Origin of the sequence: Streptomyces gardneri (genome assembly GCF_006539185.1) — a bacterium.
In the GTDB taxonomy this organism is placed as follows: Bacteria; Actinomycetota; Actinomycetes; order Streptomycetales; family Streptomycetaceae; genus Streptomyces; species Streptomyces gardneri.
Map to the genome: position 1 here is coordinate 219,525 of NZ_BJMN01000010.1, position 19,171 is coordinate 238,695.

Below are 19,171 nucleotides of genomic sequence, written 5' to 3' on the forward strand. Positions count from 1 at the left end.
CGTCACGGCCCTGTCAGTGGGGCGGCTTCATCCATTCGAGGGTGACCCGCAGGCTGGCATTGGCGCTGCCCTGGACGACGAGGGCGGTGAGCTTGCCCGCGTCCAGCCCGAGCTGGCAGCCGAACTCGACGGTCGCCCGGTCGGGGGCCGCCCGGTCGAGCGCCTCGCCGATCTGCCCGGCGAAGGAGGCGAGCGCCCCGGTGACGGCGGAGAGGTCCGGCAGCCGGTCGCCGAACCCTTCGAGCTCGCTGTCGGGGCCGAGCCGCCGCGCTTCCACGAAGAGGGTCGCGTCCCCGACCTCGACCTTGGTGACGTCCGACATCGAAGCTCCTTGGACCGGCGACCTGACAGGACGTCAGTATCACCGAGGGGTACGGGACAGGGGCGCCCGAAGGGCACTCGGCGTGGCGCGGGCGCGTCGGCGTACGGCTCAGAGCGCGGGGCGCAGGGAGCCCGCCGCGGCCGCCGCGGGGCCGGCGGCGGCGGCCGGGTCCGCGAGCGCGCTGCCGCGCCGCCACTCCGCCCAGCCGAGGTTCCAGTCCCCGAAGCCGTTGCCGAAGGGGGTCATCGGCTCCCCGTAGCCGTTGACGACCCGGACGAGGTCGCCCTCGCGGACCGTACGGAACAGCCAGGCGGCGTCCTCGGTGCTCATCCCGGTGCAGCCGTGACTGACGTTCTCGCTGCCCTGGGCGTCCAGGGACCAGGGCGCGGCATGCAGGTACTCGCCGCTCCAGGTCACCCGGGTGGCCCAACGGACCTTGAGGTCGTAGAAGTCGCGGCTCCCGCGCACGATGCCGATCGAGTCGCCCCGCATGCGGACGAGCGGCTCCTTGCCGAGGACGACCTTGATGCCGCCCCGGGTCCGGTACCCGGCCTTCCCGGTGGTCACCGGGAAGGTGCGGACCGCCCGGCCGTCGTGGAAGACGGTCATCTTCAGGGCTGCCACGTCGGTGACGGCCTCGACGCGGTCTCCGGTGGTGAAGGTGAGCGGGCGGGACGGGCCGCCGTAGAGGCCGCCGCCGACGCGCTGCCCGTCGAGGCCGCTGTGGACGCGGATGACGGCGCGGGCGGGCCAGTAGTCGCGGGGCCGGTAGTGGAGGGTGGTGGAGTCGACCCAGTGCCAGGAGCCCTCGACCCGCGGTTCGGTGCGGACCTGGAGGGCGCGCTCGACGAGGCGGCGTGCGCCGGGGCTGTCCGCCGGGACGGGGCGGCTGAGTTCGGCGGTGATCGGCCTGCCGACTCCGTACGTCCGGCCCCCCTCCGGCCCGAAGGTGACGGTGAGCCGCTCATCGATGGTTGCGACGGCGGTGCGGAACTCCAGCCGGGCGAGATGGCGGTGGGGTGCCTCGGGTCCGGCTTCATGGTCGGGCCGTTCGACGACGAGGCGGGCCGTGTAGCGGCCTCCGGCGGGCAGGGCGGTGTCGCTCGTCCAGCGGGTGCCGTCCGCGCTCGGCACCCCGGCGACCCGGCGGCCGCGCCGGTCGGTCACGGTGACGTCGGCGAGCCGGCCGGGAGTGCGGAGCAGCAGCGTGACGGGGCCGGTGGCCTGATCGCCGAGCATGACGGAGCGCCCCGTGAGGGTGCGTGCCGCGGAGGTGCCTCCGGCGCTCAGGGCCACCGTGTGGCGGGGCGCGGAGCACAGGCCGCTGCCGCAGGCGTCCACCGAGACCACGGCGGTGGAGTCCGGCGCCCCGGCCGCGAGCGTGGCCGGGCCGGCGGGCGGCTGGGCCGCCGTGCCGACGAGGACGGCTCCGACCGCGAGGGGCAACGCCCCCCACCCCCGTACGTATCTGCGTGACGGCACGTAGGACACCCTCCCTTTCCGGACGACAGCAGCGCCGACGGGCGTCGCCGACCGCAGCATCAAAACGGATGAAAGGAGGAAAAGATGATCAAGACACCGGGCGTGGGGGCGGAGTGGGGGACGGAGACGACTCGAATGGGCCAGCGTGGGCCCGACGCAGGTCAGCGGGGCGGCTCGGGGAGTTCCTCGCCCGTCTCCAGAAGGGACTTGAGGCTGGAGATCAGCGCGGGCCAGCCCTCCCCGATCAGCCCCCGCATGATGCCGTCGGGCTCCAGGTCGCCGTGGGTGACGGTGAGCTTGACGGTGTCGCCCGAGGGCTCGATGTCGAAGGTCACCCGGGACCGGCGCTCCCGGGTCAAAGGCGCGTAGATCTCCCGGTCGAGGCCGACGGCCTCCGCCCACGCCGGGGTGAAGGTGTGCCAGGTGTACGAGAGAAGGCGGCCGGGCTCGGCTGCGAGGACGACCTGCTCGGGGTCGACGGTCCTGCGTCCGTCCTCGTCCCACACCATCGAGGCACCGGCGGTCCACGTCGACTCGAAGGCCACGCCCCAGTAGCGGCGGGTGAGCTCCGGGTCGGTGAGTGCCTTCCAGAGCTCGTCGGGAGTGGTCCGGATGTAGGTGATGTAGACGAACGTGTCGCTGCACATCGCGCTGCCCCTCGGATCTACGCCCCCAAGACCTTCTCCCTCCAGCCTAGGCAGGCGCGGGAGCGACGTGCCAGCGCGAAGCGCCGCCGGGGGACCCGCGACCCGGCCCGCCCGGCCCTCGCCGGTCCCCCGGCGCGCGCGGCAGGTCCTGCGGTCGTTGAATAGGTGCGGAGGAAACTATTCAACGTGCTGCTAGTTTGTCCGGATGTCCCTCAAGCACGCCGTCCTCGCAGCTCTCCTGGAGGGCGAGGCCTCCGGATACGACCTGGCCAAGATCTTCGACGTGTCCGTCGCCAACTTCTGGGCCGCCACCCCGCAGCAGCTCTACCGCGAGCTGGAGCGGCTCGCCGAGGCCGGTCTCATCACGGCCCGCGTGGTGGAGCAGGAACGGCGTCCGAACAAGCGGATGTTCAGCCTCACGGAGTCGGGGCATCGCGATCTGCACGCCTACACGTCGGCGCCCCCGCGTCCCAGCGCCATCCGTGACGAGCTGATGGTCCAGGTGCAGGCCTGCGACGAGGGCGACACGCAAGCGGTCCGGGGCTTCGTGGCCCAGCGGATGGAGACGGCCCGGACCAAGCTGGCCCGCTACGACCGACTGCGGGAGCGGATGCTCGACGGGCGGGACGAGGAGACGTATCTCCGTGAGGCGGAGCGGATCGGCCCCTATCTCACCCTGATGCGCGGCCGGTTCTTCGAGGAGGAGAACCTGCGCTGGGGAGAGCGGGCCCTCGCCGTTCTCGACCGGCGCGCCGCCGCGCGCGGCGGTGTGCCGGAGCCCGCCCGCTGAGGCAGTCGGCGGGGGTTACGGGATTCCCTACTCTGCGGTAACGTCACCGGCCGGCCACCGGAGGCGCCGGGGGTCGCGTACGGACGGATCGGGGACGGACCGCCATGAACGTCGGTGACCTTGTCGAGGACTTCACCCTTCCGGATGAAACCGGCACCCCGCGCTCCCTCTCGGGGCTGCTGGGCGAGGGGCCGGTCGTCCTCTTCTTCTACCCGGCGGCGCTGACCCCTGGCTGCACCGCCGAGGCATGCCACTTCCGCGATCTCGCCACCGAGTTCCGCGCCGTCGGCGCGCTGCCCGTGGGCATCAGCACCGACGGGGTGGAACGCCAGCTGGAGTTCGCGGAGCGGCACTCCCTCGGCTATCCGCTGCTGTCGGATCCGGACGGCACCGTGCGGGACCGGTTCGGCGTGAAGCGTGGCTTCTCGCTCGCGCCGACGAAGCGGATCACGTTCGTGATCGGCCAGGACCGGCGCGTACGGGAAGTCGTGCGCAGCGAACTCCGCATGAGCGCGCACGCGGACCGCGCCCTGGCCGCGCTGCGGCGCGGCTGACGTCGACCGCTCCCTGCCGAGCGTCTCGGACGCCTCGGACGGCTCGGACGGCTCGGACGGCTCGAACGGCTCGAACGGCTCGAACGGCTCGAACAGCCTGAGGCGCCTCAGACGCCGAGGAGCTTCGCCTTGGCCGCCGCGAACTCCTCGGGGGTGAGCAGGCCTTGCTGGGCGAGTTCACCGAGCCGGATCAGCTGGTCGGTGACCGTGGGCGCCGCCCCTGCGACAGGCGCCCCGGCAGGCGGGAGCGGGCTCTGCACGGGGGCCTGAGCGGGTGGGGGCGCGGGGGCCTGTGGCTGTGGTTGCTGCTGCGCCTGGAGGTCGGCGATGGCCTCCTCCTGGTCCTGTTCGCGGCGCGCGGCGCGGGCGGAGCTCTTACCGGCGACGTAGGCCGCGCCTCCCACGAGGGCGCCGCGCAGCAAGGGTGCTCCCCGGGGCCGGACGACCGGACGGACGAGGGGACGGCGTCGCATGAACATCGGTCAACTCCTTCCGGCCACGGCGGCCACGGCCTGGCGGTGGGCATCCCGCGCCTGTTCGACGTGGTCGTGCGGGATGCGCACGTTCCCGGAGATCCGACCGCCCGCCTCGCGGATCGCCTCCGCCGCACGGGCGGCCCAGACGTGTTCGACGAGCAGCATCAGCGCGCAGGAGCCCGGTTCGAGGGTCTCGGCCGCCTCGGCCGCGTCCTCGGGGCCGAGCAGATTGGCCTCGGGCCCGATCTCGGCAGTGGCCTCGTCGTACTCCTCGTACTCGATCAGCTCGGAGGTGGACACCTCCCCCGTGAGGGACTTGACGACGACGAGCGAATCGATCAGGCGCACCTGACCCGCTCTGCGCAGATCCGCGACGGCCGTCACCGCCGCCACTTTCAGCCGCTCCCCCGGGAAGGCGAGCACGACACATTCCATCGGCCCCATGACGCTCCGTTCCTCTCACGGTCCTCGGCCACCATCCGAGCACGGTGAGGGGCGGGCCGCACGCCGGACCGCCACGACATGCGGGGACGCGGTGCCTGCATGAGACTCACTCGTACGCCGGGCCTCCACGGCCCGTGCGGGAACGGAGTGCGCAGGAATGGACGACTACCCCCTCCTCGACATCTTCTGGACCATGCTGTGGTTCTTCCTCTGGATCATGTGGCTCTTCCTGCTCTTCAAGGTGATCACCGACATCTTCCGTGACCACGACCTCAACGGCTGGGCCAAGGCCGGCTGGCTGATCTTCTGCATCGTGCTCCCCTATCTCGGCGTCCTCGTGTACGTCATCGCCCGCGGCAAGGGCATGAGCCGGCGTGACGTCAAGCAGGCCAAGGACTCCGAGGCGGCGTTCCAGGACTACATCCGCAAGACGGCGGCGACGGCGCCGGGCGGCGGCGCCACCGACGAGCTGGCGCGGCTCGCGGACCTGAAGGAGAAGGGCGCCATCACGGCCGAGGAGTTCGAGAAGGCGAAAGCCAAGGTTCTGGCCTGAGGGCAGGTCCGGGCGGCCGGACAAGGCCGGGCCGGAAAGGGCGGCGTGCGGGCCAAGGGCTCGCACGCCGCCCCCTTAATGCGTATGCCACATACCGCTTTGGTAGGGTCGGATCGTGAGGTTGACGAAGTTCACCGACCTGGCGCTCCGTGCCGTGATGCGCCTGGCGGTCATCGCGCAGGACGAGTCCGTCACCACGCGCGAGGTGGCGGAGTCGATGGACGTGCCCTACGCCCACATGGCGAAGGTCGTCACCCGGCTCCAGCACCTCGGCGTGGTCGAGGCGCGACGCGGCCGTGGCGGCGGTCTGGTCCTGACGGAGCTGGGCCGGCGCTCTTCGGTGGGCTGGCTGACCCGCACCCTGGAGGGCGAGGAAGAGGTCGTCGCTTGCGAGGGCGATCCTCCGTGCCCGCTGCGCACGGCGTGCCGACTGCGGGGTGCGCTGCGCGAGGCGCAGGAGGCGTTCTATCGCGTACTCGACCCGCTGACCGTGGCGGAGCTCGTCGCCTCGCCGACGGGGCCGCTGCTCCTCTCCCTCACGCCACGCCCTTCCACCTGAGAACCACGCATGCTCCCCCTCGGAGCACGCACAGCTTTTAATACGCAGATCATCTACCAGATTGAGAGTTCCCATGCTGTCCGAGCAGGCCGCCCCGGTCATCCGCGCCACTCTGCCCGCCGTCGGCGGCGCGCTCGACCAGATCACCGAGCGCTTCTACGCGCGGCTCTTCGCCGCCCACCCCGAGCTGCTCCGCGACCTGTTCAACCGGGGGAACCAGGTGAACGGCGAGCAGCGGAAGGCACTGGCCGGGTCCATAGCCGCCTTCGCGGTCGCGCTCCTCGACCACCCGGACAGCCGCCCGGACGTCATGCTCTCCCGCATCGCGCACAAGCACGCCTCGCTCGGCGTCACCGCCGAGCAGTACAAGACGGTGCACGAGCACCTGTTCGCCGCGATCGTCGAGGTCCTCGGCGACGCGGTCACCCCCGAGGTCGCCCAGGCCTGGGACGAGGTGTACTGGCTGATGGCCAACGCGCTCATCGCCGTGGAGGCCCGGCTGTACCAGGAGGCCGGCGTCCCCGAGGGCGAGGTCTGGCGGACGATGGAGATCGCCGAGCGCCGCGAGGAGACGGCCGACACCGTGTCCTTCGTCCTGCGTCACACCGACGGGACCCCGACCTCCGTGTTCCGGCCGGGGCAGTACGTGAGCGTCCAGGTCGCCCTGCCCGACGGTGCCCGGCAGATCCGCCAGTACAGCCTCTCCGCCGCTCCCGGACACCCGCAGTGGCGGATCACGGTCAAGCGGGTCGACGGCGACCCGGCGGGCGAGGTCTCCTCCTGGCTGCACGGCAACGCCCGCGTGGGCGACACCGTGGAGGTGTCGGCCCCCTTCGGCGATCTGGTCCTGCCCGAGGGCGACGGCCCCCTGCTGCTCGCCTCCGCCGGCATCGGCAGCACCCCGATGCTGGCGATGCTCGACCACCTCGCGGCCAGCGGATCGACCCGCCCGGTCGTGGTCGCGCACGCGGACCGCTCCCCCTCGTCCCACGCGCACGCCGCCGAGCTGCACCGCCTCGTCGAGGCGCTGCCGGGCGCGGCCCTCCACGTCTGGTACGAGGAGCCGGGCGAGGACTCCGTGGCACTGCGCGGTCGAGCCGACGTCACCGCGCTCGACCTCCCCGAGGGCACGACGGCGTACCTCTGCGGACCGCTGCCGTTCCTCCGCACCGTGCGCGGCGACCTCCTCACCCGCGGGACGGCCGCGGCCGACATCCACTACGAGGTCTTCGGCCCGGACCTGTGGCTCGGCGCCGAGAACTGACACCCCCTCCTGAAGGCCTCCTCCCCGGAGGCCTTCATCGGCACCTCGGCCTTCGATAGCCAAGCGGCATGGCATTCACGCTGCGGATACTGCATAGTGAGGGCCCGTATCGGCCTCGCAATCAGCGGGTACGGAGCGAATGGACGGAAGCGATGGGATCGTTCGGATCGGTCGGCGGCGGCCGGGGCACGGGGCGGCGCCCGGTGCGCGGGATCGCGCTCGACATCGGTAGCTCGCGGACCCGGGCATGGGCCCCGGGGGCGGGTGTCTTCGCGGACGTGCCGAGCGGTCCCGTACGGCGCGGCCGGGTGACCGACGCGGACTCCCAACTCCGACTGCTGCGGCGGCTGACGGCCGCCGCTCCCGGTGACGGCGGGCACGACACGGTCGTGATGCTGACCCACCCGGTGCTCGCCGCCCCGGCCGAGCGCGAGGCCGCCCGCCGGGTGGTGGACGGGCTCGGCCCGGTGCGGGTCATCGCCGTGGACAGCGCCCGTGCCGCCGCGGCCTACGCCGCCCCGCCCGGCGGCGGGCCCCTGCTCGTGGTCGACCTCGGCGCCCAGCTGACCGAGGTGACGCTCGTCGTCGACGGCCTGGTCGAGGACGCCCGGCTCGCCGAGGTGGGCGTCGACGACGTGCAGGAGTCGGGACGGATGCCCGACACGATCGCCGGGACTGCCGCCGATCTGGTCAGTGACCTGTGGCGGCACGACAGCACGGGCGCCGTCCGCGGCGCGCTGCGCCGCGGAGTCCTCGTGACCGGCGGAGGTGCGCTCCGCATGGACGTGACGGGACGCCTGGCGCACCTCCTCCGGGCCCGCCTGCGGCTGGCGAGCGACCCGTCGACGAGCGTCGTCCGCGGCGCGGGACTGATGCTGACCTCCGCCCTTCGCCACCCGGGCGGCCGCCTAGGGTCTGTCTGAGCCGCGATCGACCCTGCCGAAGGTCAACAGCCGGTCGACCAGATGTGGGAGTCGCCACGGTCGTTCGCGGCGCCGTTGTAGCCGACCTCCTGACCTGGGGCGAGACAGATGGTCATGTCGCCTCCCTGCCAGGCGCTCTCGTAGACCTTGACGTGGTCCTTGATGCCGGGGCCCGAGATGCCGTGGTTGGCCCAGGAGGAGTCGGTGTCGGAGATCCAGCTCTCCCACCAGCCGTCGTCTCCGCTCCAGTTGGCGCGCTGACCGCCGAAGTTCGAGTCCTGCCAGACGCAGAACTCCCCGCTGGGACATTCGGCGGCGCCGGCGGAGGTGGAGAGGGCGAGGCCTGCGGTGACGGCGAACAGGGCCGCTGCGGAGAGGGCGAGGATGCGCTTCACGAGGGGTCGTGGCCTTTCTGCGGTGGGGTGGGCGCGGGCAGTTCGGCTGCCCGCAGCAGTGCGCGGTCGCGCAGCTGCCGGTATGCGGTGAGCTGGTCCCGGTGCAGGGTCCGCACCACGAGCAGCTCGACGGCCTCCAGCCGGGCGCGGACGTCGTCGAGTCCGCTCTCCTGGGCACAGCGGGCGGCGACGGTGGGGTCGGGACCGGCGGGTCGGGGGCGATCGGTCGGGGTCGCGCACCGGGTCCAGCGGGCGAGCGCCTCCTGATGGGCTGGGTCGTCGCGCATGCGGGCCTGGGCCTCGGCGCGCAGGTTGCCGACGGTCACCTGGGCCCGGAACCAGCGGCGGGCGTCGCCGTAGAGCCGGGCTCGCGCGGCGGCGAGGCAGCCGTCCTCGTGGGCGGTGACGGTGGCGCCGGTGGCGAGCGTGACGGAGAGTTCGCGGGGCCCCGCTCCGAAGAGCGCCGCCTGGAGGGTCCGGTCCTCGTCCGGGGCGCGGGCCCGCGCCGTGAGGGTGAGGCCCTGGTCCGCCAGGCAGTCGACGACGAGCCGGTGCTCGGCCGCCTTCAGGAGCCTGTCCTGGGCCGCCCGATCGGCCGGAACGCCCGGCTGACCTGCCCCGTCCGGGCCGACGACGGTACAGCCGGAGATGAGCAGGGAGGCGGCCGCGGTGACGAGGGCGCGGCGGGCGCGAGGTGTGCTGCGGAGCATGGGTCCCCTTCGGACGTCCCGGTTCGGCGGGGTCCGGGTGATCGTCCGGAGGGCCCGGGAAGATCACTGCCCGTAGTCGCGCCGGCCATGCCGAGGCTCACTCGAACGGGTCGAACGCGCCGGGTCGCGCGCCCTTCGGGCGCCGTCGCGCGGGGACTGACCAGGGAACGCCGGGGAGCTCCGGGGAACGACAAAGCCCCGGTTGGACGGGGGGTTCCAACCGGGGCCTGTAGCCGTGACGGCGAAGAGCGGTCACCTCTAGGGGGGGACCATGGGGACCGGACCCCTTCGCAGTCACATACGTATGAACGGTAAACCTTGCCCGAATGTTCCGTGTACTCACATGTGGGCGATGTGAGTCAGATCACCCGGTTTCCGCAGGTCTCGTCACTCCGCCTGGGGAGCGTAGACAGCCCCGGGCTCGGCCTTTCCGGGGGCGAGGAGTTCGGGCACCGTCACGAAGGTGAAGCCCCGGTTCTTCAGCTCGTCGATGATCGAGGGGACGGCAGGCACCGTGCCGTCGTATATGTCGTGGAGCAGGATGATGCCGTCGCGCCCCGCCTGGTCGAGCACGCGCTGGCGTATCAGCGCGGAGTCGTTGGTGGAGTAGTCCTTGGCCGTGACGCTCCACAGGATCTGAGCGAGGCCGAGTTCCTTGCTGACCTCGGAGACGGTGCCGTCGGTACGGCCCTGCGGCGGGCGCATCAGCGTGGGCTTGGTGCCGGTTATCTTCTCGACGGCGGTCTGGGTGAGGGCCAGCTCCTCGCGCACCTCGGCCTTGTCGAGGCCGGTGAGGATCCGGTGGCTCCAGGTGTGGTTGGCGACCTCGTGCCCCTCGTCGGCGATGCGCTTGACCACCTGGGGGTAACGGTCGACGTGCTTCTTGCCGAGCAGGAAGAAGGTGGCGGGGACCTGCTTCTCCTTGAGGATGTCGAGGAGCCGGGGCGTGTCCTTGGCCGGCCCGGCGTCGAAGGTCAGCGCTATGCACTTCACCTCGGCGCAGTCGACGCGGCGGGCACTCCCGCCCGCACCCGCCTTGTCGTCCGTCCCGGCCTCGTCCCGGGCGTCCTGCGGAGTGATCCGGTCGACCCCGCACCCACCGAGCGTCAGCATCAGCGACGCGGCGGCGAGTACGACGGCCGCCGTCCCCCTGCGGCGGCCCAGCCTGGATCGGAACATGGTGGAACCCGCTTTCCCCTGTGAAGTCTTCGATGGGTCGCCACCGCTTGGTCAGGGCGGATCATGCGACGTCGGAGGACTCTACACACGGTGTATACCGGTGCTCACAGGGGGGGTGCTGCTAGGGGTTCCACTACGGCGTGCGGGCATACGTAAGCCCCGGACGGCGCCCGTCCGCTCCGCCCGGGGGGGGTTCGTCGCCTTGTCGCTCAGCGGGAGGCGAGCAGCAGGCGGGCCTCGGTCTCCTGGTCACCCGAGACCGACTGCAGGGACCGGACGTCGAAGCCGGTGGCGAGCACGCGCTCGACCTCGTCGACGGCGTGGTAACCGCCGGTGAGCGTGGCGCCGACCAACGCGGTCAGATGCGTGGGGCCCACGTCCTCGCGGCGTCCGCCGGCCGTGTCGAACGTGGCGACCCAGACGGTCGTGGCCGGGCCCTCCGCGGTCCGCGGGCCCGGGGTCTCCATGTCCTCCAGCTGGTAGACACGGTCGAGGACGTCGAACACGGCCTGGGCGTCCTCCCGGCAGCAGTCGCTCAGCTGCACGGTGACGTCGGTGTCGATGTGCAAGTCGTACACGGCGCTCATCTCCTCGCGGCTCCTCGTGCCACGTCTCCAGCATCCCTCGCGGAGAGGACTCCCGCGAGGTCCCGCCAGGTCCCGCGAGCTTCTGCGAGGTTCTGCGAGGTTCTGCGAGGTTCTGCGAGGTCCCGCTGGGTCCCGCGGGTGCGCGTTCAGCGCTGTCCGGTGATCGCCCCGACGGTGTCGGCCTCCGAGGCGGGTTTGTCGGGGCGGTGGCGCAGGACGCGGGCGAAGCGGAGGGTGATGCCGGCCGGATAGCGGGTCGAGGCCTGGAGCCCGTCGTAGGCGATCTCGACGACGAGCTCCGGTCGCACCCGCACGGTGAACCCGTCGTCCGCCACGGCGAGTTCCCCGAGGCGCTCGGTCTGCCAGCGGAGCATCTCGTCGGTGAGCCCTTTGAAGGTCTTTCCCAGCATGACGAAGCCGCCGTCCTCCGTACGCGCCCCGAGGTGAAGGTTGGACAGCAGTCCGGTCCTGCGCCCGTGGCCCCGCTCGACGGCGAGGACGACGAGGTCGACGGTGTGGACGGGCTTCACCTTCAGCCAGGTGCGGCCCCGGCGGCCGGCCACGTAAGGCGCGTCCAAGGCCTTGACGAGCACTCCCTCGTGGCCGCGCTCCAGCGTCTCGGTGAAGAAGCGCTCGGCCTCCTCGACCCGTGCGGGATCGGCCGGGTCCGTGACGACGAGGCGGCGCACCCGGTGGGGTTCGGGGAGCAGCCGGGCGAGCACGGCGTGCCGGTCCCGGCCCGGCCGGTCGATCAGGCTCTCGGCGTCGGCGGCGAGGACGTCGAAGAAGACGGGTGTCAGGGGCAGCGCGGCCCGTGCCCCGGCCACGTCGGTGCGGGAGCCCACCCGGGCCGCGATGGACTGGAAGGACACGGGGCGCCCGGTGCCGGGGTCGAGCGCGATGACCTCCCCGTCGAGGATGAACGCGTCCGAGGGCACGGCGCGGGCGGTGGCGACGACCTCGGGGAGCCGGTCGGTGATGTCGTCGAGGGAGCGGGTGTGGACACGCACGTCGTCGCCGATGCGGTGCACCTGGACGCGGATGCCGTCGAGCTTCTCCTCCACGGCGCAGGCTCCCAGGGCGGCGATCGCCTCGGTGACGGAGGCGGCGGTGTGCGCGAGCATGGGCTGCACCGGGCTCCCGACCCGCAGCGTGAACCGGTCGAGGGCGGTGGCCCCTTCGGCCAGCACGGCCTGGGCGACCGGCGGCAGGGAGCCTTCGAGCATGACGGCGCGGCGCAGCTCGGCGGCGGGCACGGTGGCGGCCTTGGCGACGCCTTCCAGGGCGATGGCGTCGAGCGCCCCCTGCCGTACGTCCCCGGAGAGGAGCCGGAGCAGAAGCTCCTGTTCGTCTTGGGTGGCGGCGGTGAACAGCGAGCGGACGAGCCGGTCCCGCTCCGCCCGGGCACCCGCCCCCGAGACCGCGGCGAGCTCCGCGAGCGCGGTGTCGACGCGCGCGAGCGTGAGGCCTGGCGCCTCGGCGGGTGGGACGGCGGGCGGAACGACGTTCTTGAGGACGCTCCACCCCACGCCGATCCGCCCCTGCGGGAGTCGGCCCGCGAGGTAGGCGATGACGAGCGGGCTCTCCTCGGGCACGGCCTCCGCGAAGAGCTCGGCCAGCAGGCCGATCTTGCGCGAGCGCGCGGAGGTGGCGGCGACCTCCCGGGACACCTCCGCGACACGGGCGAGAAGCATGGGCCCATCCTCCCCACACCGCGTGCCCACCGCACGCCGGCACCGGTCCGCTTCCGCGTCAGGGCCAGCCCACCGACCGCTTCCTTCTCCGGCCGCGCGCGGCATGCGCGGCCGTCCTCCGAAGGAGCCGGTCGAGCAGTCGGGGGCGTGGGGAGCCGGTCCGCGACGGCGGGTCCGGGTCCGCCCCCGGTGGGAGCGGGGGAAGCCGCCCGACGGTCGGCGCTTCCGCGCCCCGCGCAGTCGGCAGCGGATCGGAAGCGGGCAGCGACGCCCTGGGCGGTGGTGGCTCCAAGGGCGGGGGTGGCAGCGACCGCTGCCGCGCCACGTGGGCCTGCTCCTGAGCCTCGCCCGGGTGCGGGGCGGGGCGGTCCGCGCGCGCTTCTTCCAGGGCCAGGGTCAGACTCATCCGATGCCAGAGGACCTCGTCCGGCTCGTCGGCCAGCGCGAGCCGCTCGGCGACCTCGCGGGCCGCCGACGACACGGGGTGGCCGGGCTGCGGTGGCGGGCGCAACCGGTCGAGGTGGGCGCGCTCGTACGGATCGCCGACGACCTCGGCCAGATGGACGGGAGGCAGCACGGAGGCGATGGCCGCCGCGCGAGCCCAAGGGTCGTCCGTGGCCCGGAGCAGCAGGGTGAGCCGGCGCGCCCGCCAGTTCCTCGGCCTGGAGTCCTCGTGCCCGTCGAGACGCTCGCGCACGTCCTGGGGCAGCCGCCCGCTGAGGAGAGCCGGGTGCGAGAGGGCGAACTCGGCCACCTCCGCCGCGAGGTACATCCACACCACCGCCCGGTAGCGGTTCAGATAGAACCGCACCGGGCTCAGATGCCCTGTCCTGGCCAGCCGGGTGAACCGGTCCTGGGGCACGGACAGCAGCGCCGCCGCCTCCCGGGTGCCCACCGCCCGCACTCGTTCACGCAGGCCCTCGGGGAAGTCCGGCGCGGCCCTGAGCCGGTCGATCTCCGCCCGCTCGACCCGCCGCCGCTCCCTTTCACCCACGGGCACGGTCCTCACCAGCCCCAGCTGCGTCGCGAGCCGGAACTCGCCGCGCCTCAGCTCCAGTTCCTCCGCCGCCTGCCCCGGTGTCAGCGTGCGCGTGCCTTCGTCCACCGTCATCGCGTGGCCCTCCCCCGTACGTTCATGCCTCTCGTACTCCGACAAGAGAGAACGTAACGCAGAGTGACGACACGCGTGTGGCCTGTGGAAAACCTGCTGTGGACAACCCGCGTCAGTACGCGGTGTCACCCGGGCGGCCCGGCTGGCGTGCCGCCACGCCGAGGTGCTCGCCGACCCGGTTGACCAGCAGCGTCATCTCGTAGGCCACCTGGCCGACGTCGGCCTCGGCCGCGCTGAGGACGCACAGGCAGCTGCCCTCGCCCGCCGCCGTCACGAAGAGCAGCGCCTCGTCGAACTCCACCATCGTCTGCCGGGCCCGGCCGGCCCGGAAGTGCCGTCCCGAGCCCCGGGCCAGGCTGTGCAGGCCCGAGGAGACGGCGGCCAGGTGCTCGGCGTCCTCCCGCGCGAGACCACTGCTCGCGCCCGTGACCAGACCGTCGTTCGACAGCACCAGCGCGTGCCGTATGAACCCGACCCGTTGGGTCAGATCGTCGAGAAGCCAGTCCAGTCCCTTGTCCAGCGCCATGCGTACTCCCCCTTGGTGTTGCTTCCCCGTCGACCCGCTGGTCGTCCGGCTCCGCGTGTCGTGGCAAGCCTTACGCACTGTCGTGGACAGGGCAAGCACCGAGCCGCGCCCGCGCGTCCCGCCCGATGTCCGAGGCGGGAGGCAGTATGGGGGCATGACGAGGACGACCGAGGATCCGGGTGAGGATCGACAACGTGACGGCCAGGGCGGCGCCTTCGGCTGAGGCACTGCGCGCGGTCATTCAGCCGACGCTGTCGAGGAGTCGGGCGGTGTGCATCCGCCCGGCGTACTCGACGAGCCGGATGAGCACCTCCTTCCCCGAGTCGCGGTCGCGCGCGTCGCACAGCACGACAGGTGTGCCGCGGTCCAGGTCGAGCGCACGGGAGACCTCGTGCGCGCCGTACGTCCGGGCGCCCGTGAAGCAGTTGACGGCGACGACGAAGGGGATCTTGCGGTGCTCGAAGTAGTCGACGGCCGGGAAGCAGTCCTCGAGCCGCCGGGTGTCGGCGAGCACGACGGCCCCCAGGGCGCCCTGCGACAGCTCGTCCCACAGAAACCAGAAGCGGTCCTGACCCGGAGTGCCGAAGAGGTAGAGGGAGAGTCCGGAGCGGATCGTGATGCGGCCGAAGTCCATGGCGACGGTCGTGGTGGTCTTCTGGTCGACTCCCCCGGTGTCGTCGACGAGTTCGCCGGCGCGGCTGAGCCGTTCCTCCGTCCGCAGGGGTCGGATCTCGCTGACGGAGCCGACCAGGGTGGTCTTGCCGACCCCGAATCCGCCGGCGACCAGGATCTTCAGGGCGAGGGCGGTGGTGTCCACGCCGTCTCCCGCGCCGGTGCCGGTGCTCTCAGAGCGCTCGTAGGCCATCGATGACTTCCCTCAGGATTCTTTCGTCGGGGAGCTGTGCGGGGGGTACGGGTCTGCTGACGCGGACGAAGCCCGATTCGAGGAGGTCGCCGAGGAGGACCCGGACGACTCCGACGGGCAGGTCGGCGTCGGCGGCGAGCTCGGCCACGGACTGCGTCTCGGCGCGGCACAGGGCGAGCAGGGAGCGGTGTTCGGGGCCCAGGAGGCCTTCCTCGGCCGCTCCCGGCGGGTCGTCGTCGACGACGACGAGGGCGATGAGGTCGAACCGTACGTTGCTGGGCCCCGGCCGGGTCCGGCCGCCGGTCATCGCGTACGGGCGTACCAGCGGCCCGGCGTCGGCGTCGTACCACTGACCGCCCGGTACGGCCGGGCCGCCGCCGGTGCTGTCCTCGTTCATGGAGGTCTCCGGGTCAGCCGGCGGCCGGCGGGGTCACCGTGAGCCGCGGCGGGGTGTGCAGATGCTCGCCGACCCGCTTGACGAGACGGGCCATCTCGTAGGCGATGAGGCCGATGTCGGCGCTGACCGAGCTGAGGACCGCGAGGCAGGAGCCGTCGCCCGCCGCGGCGACGAACAGGAACCCGTCGTCCATCTCGACCATCGTCTGGCGGACGCCCCCGGTGTGGAACTGCCTTCCCGCGCCCTTGGCGAGGCTGTGGAAGCCGGAGGCGATGGCGGCGAGGTGCTCGGCGTCCTCCCGGCTCAGTCCGCTGGAGGAGCCGACGGCCAGGCCGTCGTTGGAGAGCACCACGGTGTGGCGGACCTCGCGGACCCGCATGACGAGGTCGTCGAGGAGCCAGTCGAGTTCACCGGACCGGTGATGGGAGATCCTCTCGTGGTCGATCATGCGTCGTCTCCTTCGAAGCGGGGGGTGGTCATGGGGTCGATGAGGTCGTGGTGCGGCTCGGCGGGGAACTCTCCGCCGAAGCCGGTCCCGAGGGGCCGCCTGCTGCCGGGGGCGGGGCCGCCGCCGCGCTGCCAGCCGTCCCGGTAGGCCGCCATCCGGTCACGGACCTGCTCGGGGGTACGCCCGTCCGCACCGGGAGCCGCGGGTACGGAGACCGGGGCGGGAGCGGGTGCCTCGCGGAGCTGCGGGACGAGGTTCGCCTGCCGCACGCGGCGCGGCAGATCGCCGTCGGGGTCGCCGTGGTCGCCGCCGCCGAGGCCGGCCGGGTCTCCTTGCGGGCCGTACGCGCCCGGGCCGAACGGCGTCGTGGGCGGCTGCACGGGAGCCGGGCCCCGCGGCGGCGGAGGCGTCGCCGGAACCGACGAGGAGGCCGGTGCGGCGGGCGTCGGAACGGCTCGTGTCGGCGGGGCCTGTGTCGGTCCGGCCTGCACTGGCGCGGTCGGTGTCGGAACGGCCCGTGACGGTCCGGGCTGTACCGGTCCGCTCGGTGTCGGAACGGCCCGTGTCGGTCCGGACTGTGTCGGCCTGGGCTGTGTCGGTCCGGGCTGTGTCGGTCCGGCCGGCGTCGGAACGACCCGTGCCGGTGCGGCCTGTGTCGGTGCGGACTGGCCACGCGGGCGGAGGGCGGTGACCCCGGCGGGCGGGGGGCCCTCCTCCGGTCGCGCCGACAGGGCGGGAACCGCCGTCGGGCGCGACAGGGGCTGCGGGCGGGACTGCGGGACGGTCGGCGGCTGCGGGGCCCGGGAGGGCGTGGCGGGGCCGAGGGGGAGGGTCGGCGTCGGCGTACGGGGGCCCTGGGGGCGGCCGAAGCGGCGGGCCTCCGCGCGCTGCGCCTCCTCGTGTTCCCGCGCGGCGCGCGAGGCGTCCCCGGCGGAGCCGCCCGCACGCGGGTCCGTGCCTCGGGAGACGCCGGTACGGGGGTCGCCACCGCGGGGCGGCTCGGCCGGAGTTCGCCGGACCCCGGGGCTCCCGGCCCGGGAAGCGGCCACCGTGCCCTCGGCGTCCGGCCCGGTGGTCGCCGGGGCGCCGCGCCCGGGCGGCAGCGCGCCCTGGAGGAGGTCGGTCGGGAGCAGCACGACGGCCGTCGTCCCGCCGTACGGGGAGGTCCGCAGATGGACCTTGATGTCGTGGCGGGAGGAGAGCCGGCTGACGACGAAGAGTCCGAGGCGGTCGCTGTCGAAGAGGTCGAGGGCCTCGGACTGGGCGATGCGGGCGTTGGCCTCGGCGAGGGTCTCCTTGCCCATGCCGAGTCCGCGGTCCTCGATCTCCAGGGCGTAGCCGTTGCCGACGGGTTCTCCGCTGACCCGCACCTTGGTGTGGGGCGGGGAGAACTGGGCGGCGTTCTCGATGAGCTCGGCGAGGAGGTGGGTCAGGTCGGCGACGGCGCCGCCGACGACGGCCGTCTCGGGCAGTCGGCGCACCTCCACGCGCGCGTAGTCCTCGATTTCGGAGACGGCGGCGCGGACGACGTTGGTGAGGGGGACGGGCATGCGCCACGCGCGGCCGGGGGCGGCGCCGGAGAGGATGATCAGGCTCTCGGCGTGGCGGCGCATGCGGGTGGTGAGGTGGTCGAGGCGGAAGAGGTCCCCGAGCTCGTTGGGGTCGTCGGCTCGCCGCTCCATGCTGTCCAGGAGGTTGAGCTGGCGGTGGACGAGGACCTGGCTGCGGCGGGCGAGGTTGACGAAGACCCCGGAGATCCCGCTGGCGAGCTCGGCGCGCTCGACGGCCGCGGAGAGCGCCGCGCGGTGCACGGTGATGAGCGCCTCGCCGACCTGGCCGATCTCGTCCTGGGAGACGGGCCCGGGCGGTGTCTCGGCCCGTACGTCGATCTCCTCTCCGGCACGCAGTCGCCGCATGGCGGCGGGGAGTTTGCGGCGGGCGATCCCGAGGGCGGTGTTGCGGAGGCTGACGAGTTCGACGACGAGGCCCCGGCCGATGCGGACGGAGATGACGAGGGAGGCGGCGACGGCGGCGAGGCCGAGCAGGACCGCCGCGCCGCCCATGCTCAGGACGCCGCCCGCGAAGGGGTCGGCGCGGTCGGCCGCGGCCGTGCGCGCCTCGGTCTCGATCGCGGTGAGTCCGCTCCGTACGGCGGTCAGGGTGTCGTCCCAGTCGGCGGACGTGACCGCCTGGGCCGCGGGACGCCCGGCCTCGGCGGTCAGGACGCTGTCCTCGGCCTTGACGAGCCGGGTGTGGTCGCGGCCCGCCTCGATCCGGGCCCACTCCGCACGTGTCGCGGCGGGCAGGTCGGCCGTGGCGGAGGCGGTGAGGGTACGGCGGGTCTCGACGGCTCCGGCGAAGGCGCGGAGCCGTTCCGAGGTGAGCCGCCCGGTGAGGTGGGCGGAGCCGAGGAGGGCGTCCTCCCGGGCCAGCATCTCGCCCGCGCGGCCGAATTCGAGGAGCACGCGCGCGTCGGACCCCTGCTGGGTGTCCTGGATGCCGGTGAGGGCGCCGCCGACGGCGAAGCCCGCGGAGACGGCGGCGGTGTACTCCTCGTACACCTGGTCCCAGTCGGCGCGGCCGTCGACGGCGGCGGTGCGGAGCCGTGCGAGGCCCTCGACGGTGCCGACGAAGGCGCTCACCCGTGCGGGAACGTCTCCGGGCAGGTCCCCGGTGTCGCCGACGGTGTGGTCGCCGTCGAGGCGGAGGCGGTCGATGGCGGTGTCCGTGCGGCGCATCCGGTCCTTGAGCTCGGCCGACCGGGCGGTGCCGGGCGCGGCCACCTGGCGTACGGCGGCGCGCCGTTCGGCCTGGAGCGCGTCGATCGCGGCCGTCACCGGCTCGCGGATCTCGGCGTCGACGCGCTGGAGCTGTCGGAGCCGGGCGATGTCCTGGGCGGTGGTGACGGTGGCGAATCCCCACAGGGCGAGGAGCGAGACGACCGGGACCATCAGGAGCGAGACGATCTTGGCCCGGACGGTCCGGGGACGCAGTCCGTGTCCCGTCGGGCGGGTGCGGACCGGAGAACCGGACCCCGCGGCGGGGGTGTCCGAGGCGTACGCGTCCGGGGTGCCCGGCGCGTGGGGGTCGTCCGTGCGGCCGGCGGTGGGGAAGGCCTCGGGGGTGTGGTGCGGCCCCTGTTCCTCGGCGGGGGGCCCGGCGTGTGCGCGTCGCCCGCGCGCGGGCGCCGGCGGCGGAGCCGTCGCCTCGGCGTCCTTGGTCTTGCGGGGAGTTCGCATGGGCTC

At 73.2% G+C, this 19,171-nt stretch carries 22 protein-coding genes; 6 read left to right on the top strand and 16 right to left on the bottom strand.

The window, feature by feature from the left end; all coding sequences use genetic code 11:
• Positions 1 to 13 precede the first annotated feature (13 nt).
• From SGA01_RS07690 to SGA01_RS07700, 3 genes are all read right to left on the bottom strand, one after another.
• Entirely contained in the window at positions 14 to 322 is a 309-nt protein-coding gene (locus SGA01_RS07690) for a CU044_2847 family protein (protein ID WP_141294593.1), read from the bottom strand.
• Between the two features lie 108 nt (positions 323 to 430).
• Positions 431 to 1,804, bottom strand: coding sequence for a L,D-transpeptidase (locus SGA01_RS07695; protein ID WP_229918285.1), 1,374 nt, complete (start codon positions 1,802 to 1,804; stop codon positions 431 to 433).
• 161 nt (positions 1,805 to 1,965) lie between these two features.
• Positions 1,966 to 2,451, bottom strand: a complete 486-nt coding sequence (locus tag SGA01_RS07700; RefSeq protein ID WP_141294597.1) for an SRPBCC family protein — start codon at positions 2,449 to 2,451, stop codon at positions 1,966 to 1,968.
• A gap of 205 nt (positions 2,452 to 2,656) precedes the next feature.
• On the opposite strand from SGA01_RS07700, the gene SGA01_RS07705 reads away from it, so the two are divergent.
• Entirely contained in the window at positions 2,657 to 3,241 is a 585-nt protein-coding gene (locus SGA01_RS07705; RefSeq protein WP_141294599.1) for a PadR family transcriptional regulator, read from the top strand.
• A 104-nt stretch (positions 3,242 to 3,345) separates the two neighbouring features.
• On the top strand, positions 3,346 to 3,795 hold the full coding sequence (locus SGA01_RS07710; protein WP_141294601.1) for a peroxiredoxin: 450 nt from the start codon (positions 3,346 to 3,348) through the stop codon (positions 3,793 to 3,795).
• Between the two features lie 107 nt (positions 3,796 to 3,902).
• Here the strand turns inward: SGA01_RS07710 and SGA01_RS07720 are convergent, their stop codons facing one another.
• Together SGA01_RS07720 and SGA01_RS07725 are read right to left on the bottom strand one after the other, a co-directional pair.
• A complete protein-coding gene (locus SGA01_RS07720; protein ID WP_167534039.1) occupies positions 3,903 to 4,268 on the bottom strand; it encodes an SHOCT domain-containing protein in 366 nt (121 codons plus the stop codon).
• Between the two features lie 9 nt (positions 4,269 to 4,277).
• On the bottom strand, positions 4,278 to 4,715 hold the full coding sequence (locus SGA01_RS07725; RefSeq protein ID WP_141294605.1) for a DUF6325 family protein: 438 nt from the start codon (positions 4,713 to 4,715) through the stop codon (positions 4,278 to 4,280).
• Between the two features lie 157 nt (positions 4,716 to 4,872).
• Here SGA01_RS07725 and SGA01_RS07730 point away from each other — a divergent pair, with 157 nt between their 5' ends.
• The 4 genes from SGA01_RS07730 to SGA01_RS07745 all read left to right on the top strand — a co-directional run bounded on the left by SGA01_RS07730 (position 4,873) and on the right by SGA01_RS07745 (position 8,014).
• A complete protein-coding gene (locus tag SGA01_RS07730) occupies positions 4,873 to 5,268 on the top strand; it encodes an SHOCT domain-containing protein (RefSeq protein WP_141294607.1) in 396 nt (131 codons plus the stop codon).
• 115 nt (positions 5,269 to 5,383) lie between these two features.
• Complete coding sequence (locus SGA01_RS07735) at positions 5,384 to 5,827, top strand: RrF2 family transcriptional regulator (RefSeq protein WP_141294609.1); 444 nt, start codon at positions 5,384 to 5,386, stop codon at positions 5,825 to 5,827.
• Positions 5,828 to 5,900: 73 nt separating this feature from the next.
• Positions 5,901 to 7,091 carry a globin domain-containing protein gene (locus SGA01_RS07740; RefSeq protein WP_141294611.1) on the top strand — a complete coding sequence of 397 codons (1,191 nt, stop codon included), beginning with the start codon at positions 5,901 to 5,903 and terminating at the stop codon, positions 7,089 to 7,091.
• Between the two features lie 152 nt (positions 7,092 to 7,243).
• Positions 7,244 to 8,014, top strand: a complete 771-nt coding sequence (locus SGA01_RS07745; RefSeq protein ID WP_141294613.1) for a rod shape-determining protein — start codon at positions 7,244 to 7,246, stop codon at positions 8,012 to 8,014.
• Positions 8,015 to 8,037: 23 nt separating this feature from the next.
• Here SGA01_RS07745 and SGA01_RS07750 read toward each other — a convergent pair whose 3' ends face one another.
• The 11 genes from SGA01_RS07750 to SGA01_RS07800 all read right to left on the bottom strand — a co-directional run bounded on the left by SGA01_RS07750 (position 8,038) and on the right by SGA01_RS07800 (position 19,165).
• The gene (locus SGA01_RS07750) at positions 8,038 to 8,409 is read right to left on the bottom strand and encodes a peptidase inhibitor family I36 protein (RefSeq protein WP_141294615.1); all 372 of its coding nucleotides are present in this window, start codon (positions 8,407 to 8,409) and stop codon (positions 8,038 to 8,040) included.
• On the bottom strand, positions 8,406 to 9,119 hold the full coding sequence (locus SGA01_RS07755; protein ID WP_174867223.1) for a hypothetical protein: 714 nt from the start codon (positions 9,117 to 9,119) through the stop codon (positions 8,406 to 8,408). The genes SGA01_RS07750 and SGA01_RS07755 overlap by 4 nt, the downstream gene beginning before the upstream one ends.
• A 387-nt stretch (positions 9,120 to 9,506) precedes the next feature.
• Positions 9,507 to 10,298, bottom strand: a complete 792-nt coding sequence (locus tag SGA01_RS07760; RefSeq protein WP_141294617.1) for a polysaccharide deacetylase family protein — start codon at positions 10,296 to 10,298, stop codon at positions 9,507 to 9,509.
• 209 nt (positions 10,299 to 10,507) lie between these two features.
• The gene (locus tag SGA01_RS07765; protein ID WP_141294619.1) at positions 10,508 to 10,885 is read right to left on the bottom strand and encodes a hypothetical protein; all 378 of its coding nucleotides are present in this window, start codon (positions 10,883 to 10,885) and stop codon (positions 10,508 to 10,510) included.
• Positions 10,886 to 11,031: 146 nt separating this feature from the next.
• On the bottom strand, positions 11,032 to 12,579 hold the full coding sequence (locus SGA01_RS07770; RefSeq protein ID WP_141294621.1) for an ATP-dependent DNA ligase: 1,548 nt from the start codon (positions 12,577 to 12,579) through the stop codon (positions 11,032 to 11,034).
• Positions 12,580 to 12,637: 58 nt separating this feature from the next.
• Positions 12,638 to 13,690, bottom strand: coding sequence for a DUF6397 family protein (locus SGA01_RS07775; RefSeq protein ID WP_174867224.1), 1,053 nt, complete (start codon positions 13,688 to 13,690; stop codon positions 12,638 to 12,640).
• 112 nt (positions 13,691 to 13,802) lie between these two features.
• Positions 13,803 to 14,216, bottom strand: a complete 414-nt coding sequence (locus SGA01_RS07780; protein ID WP_141294623.1) for a roadblock/LC7 domain-containing protein — start codon at positions 14,214 to 14,216, stop codon at positions 13,803 to 13,805.
• Positions 14,217 to 14,457: 241 nt separating this feature from the next.
• Positions 14,458 to 15,081: a GTP-binding protein gene (locus SGA01_RS07785; RefSeq protein ID WP_141294624.1), complete on the bottom strand. Its 624-nt coding sequence runs from the start codon at positions 15,079 to 15,081 to the stop codon at positions 14,458 to 14,460.
• Positions 15,062 to 15,478, bottom strand: a complete 417-nt coding sequence (locus tag SGA01_RS07790; RefSeq protein WP_141294626.1) for a DUF742 domain-containing protein — start codon at positions 15,476 to 15,478, stop codon at positions 15,062 to 15,064. The genes SGA01_RS07785 and SGA01_RS07790 overlap by 20 nt, the downstream gene beginning before the upstream one ends.
• A 13-nt stretch (positions 15,479 to 15,491) precedes the next feature.
• The gene (locus SGA01_RS07795) at positions 15,492 to 15,926 is read right to left on the bottom strand and encodes a roadblock/LC7 domain-containing protein (protein ID WP_024756831.1); all 435 of its coding nucleotides are present in this window, start codon (positions 15,924 to 15,926) and stop codon (positions 15,492 to 15,494) included.
• The gene (locus SGA01_RS07800; protein ID WP_141294628.1) at positions 15,923 to 19,165 is read right to left on the bottom strand and encodes a sensor histidine kinase; all 3,243 of its coding nucleotides are present in this window, start codon (positions 19,163 to 19,165) and stop codon (positions 15,923 to 15,925) included. The genes SGA01_RS07795 and SGA01_RS07800 overlap by 4 nt, the downstream gene beginning before the upstream one ends.
• Positions 19,166 to 19,171: the final 6 nt, after the last annotated feature.